Below are 5,353 nucleotides of genomic sequence, written 5' to 3'. Positions count from 1 at the left end.
CGGCGACCAAACCAAGGTGATCGAGGTTACGGATCGAGATAGCGGGTGCGGCCATGATGATCTACCTGCAAAAGAGAGTAATAGATCAGAACGGCCGATCGCCGTCAAGCACTGAAAATAGCAAAATCAGGTGCGGAATGACGGATTTAAGCAAGCCAACCACAACACCCGAAATCAAGGTTGCAAAAAAGGGGGTGACCATAGATTTGTTTTAGGGCTGACGGTGCCAGCTGCCCTATTTTTGCTGGTAGGTGGTATCCGTGATGGTCACTGGCGGGAAGGTCTGCCCCCCTTTGATGGCGGCCCGGGTCTGCGCCTTTGCCGCTTCGTCAATCCAGAGCAGGCCGCCAAAGCTGTAACCCGAGTTGGAGCCGTCGAGGGGCCAGTAGAGCAAGTCGCTCTGGGGGGTTGCCGGCACCTTGGGCAGGCGTATCCAGCGCCAGGCGCCGGCCCGGGTATAGGGCACCTGATAGGCGGGGACGAAGCTGGCGAGCTCATAGAGTCGCTCCTGGATCTGGCGGGAGAGGTCGGCCTTCTTGCCGAAATCGAACGCCTTGTCGTATTGCTCCACCAGGGCCGAGATCCTGTCGTCATCGATGTTCATGATGTTGTTGGTCTGGGGCTTGTTGGCATTGACCCTGTGGAAGTGTTCCCAATAGGCGGGATAACGACCACCGCTCCAGGCCATCCAGGAACTCTGGTGTTTTTTCTCCAGCATGGATTTGAAGCCGGCAGACGCATCCATCAGATTGAGCTCGAGGTTGAGCCCCGCCTTTTTCGCCTCTTCCCGCAGCAGGGTGAGACGCTGGGCATGTTCCGCCGTGGTGTAGGTGATGCTGAGGGAGAGGGGCTGGTCCTTGTCGTTTCGCAAGATGCCATCCGGTCCGGTCTTGGTAAAGCCCGCCTTGGCAAAGAATTCGCGAGCAAGTGCGGGATCGAAGGGGCGCGCCTTGAGGTCGGTATTGGTGAACTCTCCCTGGCCCGAGCCATAGGTGTTGAGACGCTGGTAGTCCCCCCGCAGCAAAGTCGCGATCATCTTGTCCAGGGCGAGGGCGTGCTGGATGCCGAGTCTGACGTCGAGATTGCTCAGCAAGGGATCGGCGGTGTTGAGATAGAGCCCCATGGGGGGCTGAGGCGTCTGGTTGTAGAACCAGAGCCGCTCGATATAGCCCTTCTCGAATTCGGCGGTCTTGCTCTTGTCGTGCCACCAGTTGGGCATCACGAGGGGGAAGGTATCGAGCTCACCGCGCAGGAAGTGCTGCCAGGCGATGTTCTGATCCCTGAGCACCTTGATCTCGATGCGATCCGGATTGAAGCGGTGCTGGAAGTAGCGCTCGTCGTTCCCCCACCAATCCTTGACCCGGTCGAAGGTAACCGACTTGCCCTTCTTGAGCTCGCCAATCTGGTAGGGGCCTGTGACCGGCAGCACCTTCCAGTTGTACTCCTTGACCCAGTTGGCGGTCAGCTTGATGGCGTGGCTGGGTTCCGGGGTGAAGGGGAGGGCTTCGAGCAGATCTTCCCGGCTCTTCTCGGTACCGCTGGTGATGGCGAGGGTGTGATCGTCAAACTTGGTCACTTCGCTTATCTGGGTGCTGTAGTAGTTGTTGTACCAGGGGTCGTTGATCTCCTTGCTGCGCATCATCTTGAGGGTGAAGACCCAGTCATCCGCAGTGACGGGCTGGCCGTCCGACCAGCGGGCCTTGGGGTTGATGCGAAAATAGAGCGTCTTGTTATCCGCGCCGAAAGCCCACTGGTTGGCCAGCATGGGGATGGGATTGCGCGTCACGGGATGGGTGCTCAGGAGCGGCAGGTTGGTCTCGCGCACGTAGGCTGCAAAGCCGCCGTTGGAATCCGGCCCGTATTTGCGCAAGGTGAGCGGAAAGCTCGACATGAAATCCCGGAAGGTGCCGCCTCGCTTGGCCTCGGGGTCTGCATAGACGGGGTCGGTGTCGTTGCTCTCCCATTTGAGATCTGCCGGCAGGGTGGCACTCCAGCCGAACGGGCTCCAGCAGAAGGGGAGCAGCATGGCCATGACCCGCATGATGCCTGGTAAAGAGGGGATGATCGAAAATGACGGATGACGCATGTCCTTGCTCTCCTGATGATGGCGTCCTGCCGAAATAACGGGGTGGGCCCAAGAGGGCCTGACCCATGATGGGAAGTTTCCCGGGCGAGGTCAATCCTCGGTTTGGGTCTTCAAGAAGCGCATCTTGCCCCCCAGCAGATGCACCACGAAGCCGAGCAGCACCAGACCCGAGCCCAGCCATTGCAGGGGAGTGGGGTGTTCATCGAGCAGCAGGGCGGCGGCCACCATGCCGACACAGGGCACCAGCAGGGAGAGGGGGGCAACCTGGGCCACCGGATAGCGCATCAGCAGCCTCCCCCACAGGCCATAACCGAGCCAGGTGGCGATAAACGAGAGATAGAGCACGCACAAGACGCCCTGCCAACGGATGTTGAGCAGGCTGCTTGCGATGAGTTCGGGCCCCTCGAACAGCCAGGAGAGCGCGAAGAAGGGCAGGATGGGCACCAGCCCGCCCCAGGCGACCAGGCTCGGCAGAGAGGTGCGATAGCGCAGACCTATCTGGCGATTGATGACGTTGCCAAGGCCCCAGCAGGCGGCTGCGCACAGCGTCAGCACAAACCCGATGAGGGTGAGGTTGCCCTCGCCATGGGTGGCAATGAGATAAAGACCTGCTCCCGCCAGCGGCAGTGCCACCCAGTGGTGGGGCTGCCAGCGCTCTCCGAGCCAGATCATGGCGAACAGCAGGGTGAAGACCACCTGGGATTGCAGCACCAGGGAGGCCATGCCGGCGGGCATGCCGAATTTCATGGCGCAGAACAGGAAGGCAAACTGGCCCAGGCTGATGGCACCGCCATAGGCCAGCAGCCAGCGCCAGGGCATGGCAGGCCTGGGGACCAGTAGAATGGCGGGGAAGACGACTCCGACGAAACGCAGTGCTCCCAGCAGCAGTGGGGGGATGCCTTCCAGCCCCCACTTGATGGCAACGAAGTTGAGTCCCCAGCAGAGAATGACCAGGGCGGCCAGACACTTGTCCTTGGTTTGCATGCGTCATCCTTGTTTGAGCGGCGCCCGCACGGCAGGGCGCCGAAGGGGTCGAGCATACCTGCTACAGGGTGGGCACCGTCAAGGGCGCAGGTGTCTACCTGCACACCGGGCGAGCGCGGGCGGGCTAAGGTGACTGCTCTCCGCAATGGCGAGGCTTCCCACTTCTTAGGCCGCTACCGTCAGATTGACGGATTTACACTGGCCTCCATGGGCAGAAACGGCGAGCCCCGCCGCTTTTAATTCCAATATTCCTTGCTGTCGAATGTTTATGGCCGCGTTGATGTCGCGGTCATGCCCAACCCCACACGCTGGACATACCCACTGCCGCTGATGCAACGGCATGTCCGGCATCTTGTGGCCGCAATCGCTACACAGTTTCGAGCTGGCAAACCACTGATCAAGTTTGATTAGGTGGCGACCCGCCGCTTGTGCCTTGTACTCCAGCTTCATAATGAAACCATGCCAACCAGCATCGCCAATGGCGCGGGCCAGTTTGTGATTTTTCATCATGTTCGCTGATTTCAATGTCTCCACGATGACCGCTTGGTTTTCGTCAACCATCGTGTGAGAGAGTTTGTGCTGAAAATCGGCGCGGGCATTAGCTACCCGTTCGTGCAGGGCGGCCAGTTGCCGTCTTGCCTTGCCACGGTTGGCGCTGCCCTTTTTCTTGCGAGACAGGGCCTTTTGCTTTCGCCGTAAATTACGGCTCGCATTAATAAGGTGGCGCGGGTTATCCGTTTTTTTGCCATTGGATTGAATAAGGTAGTGTGACAGACCCAAATCATAGCCTGTCACCTCTGTGATGAGGGAGGGCTTGGCGGGAGCCTCACAGCCATCATCGCAAAGGATGGATGCATAGTATTTCCCTGTCGGGCCACGACTGACCGTGATACTGGATACCGCGCCGATAATATCTCGGTGAATGACAGCTCGGATGGGCGTCATCTTCGGCAATAGTATGGCATCGGCCAGCACTTTCCCATTGGGGTGGTAGCTCGATTGCCTGCCTCGCTTGCTCTTGAAGGTGGGCATCCTGGCCTTGAGCTTGGGGTTGAAAAAATTGGCGAATGCCTTATCCAGGTTGATTACCGCCTGTTGAAGAGCGAGTGAGTCATACAATTTAAGCCAGCTGTATTTACGCGACCTTTTTGCTACTGCAAGAAGAGGTTTTAGATCGCGTTTTGGCTTTAAAGACACACTATGGTGACGATACATGTGTTGCTGAATATGAAGCGCCTTATTATACGCAAACCGCACCGCGCCGAACTGGGCATTAATGAATGCTGCTTGCTCATCGGTGGGATATAAGCGTACTTTTGTGGCTCTTTTCACATTAATGACCCTGATGCAATGTGCTCTTATAATAGTTCTTTATTTTTGAAATATCAAATACATATTGTCAATTTAATGATGAATATTTATACTTATGCAATGGTTTTGCTTTTTCGCAATCTGATCATTATCAAGGCATTCAGGAAGTGTGCGACATCGCAGAATAGAATACACCAAATTAGCTCCCCTTATATCCCCGCCCGATTGGGCGAGGGTTTACGGGGCAGTCGCGAATTCAACTTCGAAGTGCAATTCCCGATTAAAAATCAGGCTGCTTTCAGAAGTTCGTCAAAAACCACCTGTGGCTGTTTAAATCCCAAGCATTTGCGCGGCCTGAAGTTCAGCCGCTTTTCGACGGCTGACAGTGCCTCTGCTGTCACCACACTCAAATCACTGCCTTTGGGCACATATTGCCGCAGCAGACCATTGCTATTCTCATTCTGTCCCCGTTCCCATGCACTGTATGGATGCGCAAAGTACACCTGCGCTTCCAGCTCTGCTGCAACACGTTCATGTTCGACAAACTCGCTACCATTGTCAGCTGTGATGGTATGGACATGTGCCTGGTAGGGTTTCAGCATGCTGATAATGGTGTCCGCCACCGCGCTGGCTGTTTTGCTGGGAACGTATTGAACCAGGTAGAGCCGGCTCTTACGCTCCAACAGACTCACTATTGCACCGCTGCCTTGCTTACCCAACACGGTATCGACGTAACGGTTCACCCAGACCAGTTGACAGGTAAAAAATGAGACGATCGTCCGGTGATCCACTATTGCCTCTTGCGTGATCCTGTCAGCTTGGCACCATGTAAGTATTCACCGGAACAGTATTGACACAGGAAAAATGAGACGATCGTCTCTTGATCCCACTTTCCTGCTTGCTTGATCCTGCTCCTTAGATACGCTCCCCCCATGAGCAAAAACACCATGCATTCCGCGGGAATGCCCACCA

The 5,353-nt window shown here is 56.6% G+C and carries 3 protein-coding genes and 1 pseudogene; all 4 read right to left on the bottom strand.

What is annotated here, in order from left to right:
- Nucleotides 1–235 precede the first annotated feature (235 nt).
- The gene (locus J9889_RS18615) at nucleotides 236–2,041 is read right to left on the bottom strand and encodes an extracellular solute-binding protein (RefSeq protein ID WP_210557666.1); all 1,806 of its coding nucleotides are present in this window, start codon (nucleotides 2,039–2,041) and stop codon (nucleotides 236–238) included.
- A gap of 135 nt (nucleotides 2,042–2,176) precedes the next feature.
- A complete protein-coding gene (locus J9889_RS18610; RefSeq protein WP_010675306.1) occupies nucleotides 2,177–3,070 on the bottom strand; it encodes an EamA family transporter in 894 nt (297 codons plus the stop codon).
- A 165-nt stretch (nucleotides 3,071–3,235) separates the two neighbouring features.
- Nucleotides 3,236–4,402 carry an RNA-guided endonuclease TnpB family protein gene (locus J9889_RS18605; protein WP_210557664.1) on the bottom strand — a complete coding sequence of 389 codons (1,167 nt, stop codon included), beginning with the start codon at nucleotides 4,400–4,402 and terminating at the stop codon, nucleotides 3,236–3,238.
- A gap of 266 nt (nucleotides 4,403–4,668) precedes the next feature.
- A pseudogene (locus J9889_RS18600) lies at nucleotides 4,669–5,109 on the bottom strand (IS30-like element ISAeca1 family transposase); the annotation flags it as partial.
- Nucleotides 5,110–5,353: the final 244 nt, after the last annotated feature.

It is taken from the genome of Aeromonas sp. PrichA-15 (genome assembly GCF_017939245.1).
In the GTDB taxonomy this organism is placed as follows: Bacteria; Pseudomonadota; Gammaproteobacteria; order Enterobacterales; family Aeromonadaceae; genus Aeromonas; species Aeromonas caviae.
Note: the sequence above shows the minus strand (reverse complement) of the source record. Positions and strands in the feature narration are given on the sequence as shown.

Coding starts and splice junctions, on each gene's coding strand:
- J9889_RS18615 (WP_210557666.1), bottom strand. CDS start 2,041: ATGCGGGTCATGGCCATGCTGCTCCCCTTCTGCTGGAGCCCGTTCGGC.
- J9889_RS18610 (WP_010675306.1), bottom strand. CDS start 3,070: ATGCAAACCAAGGACAAGTGTCTGGCCGCCCTGGTCATTCTCTGCTGG.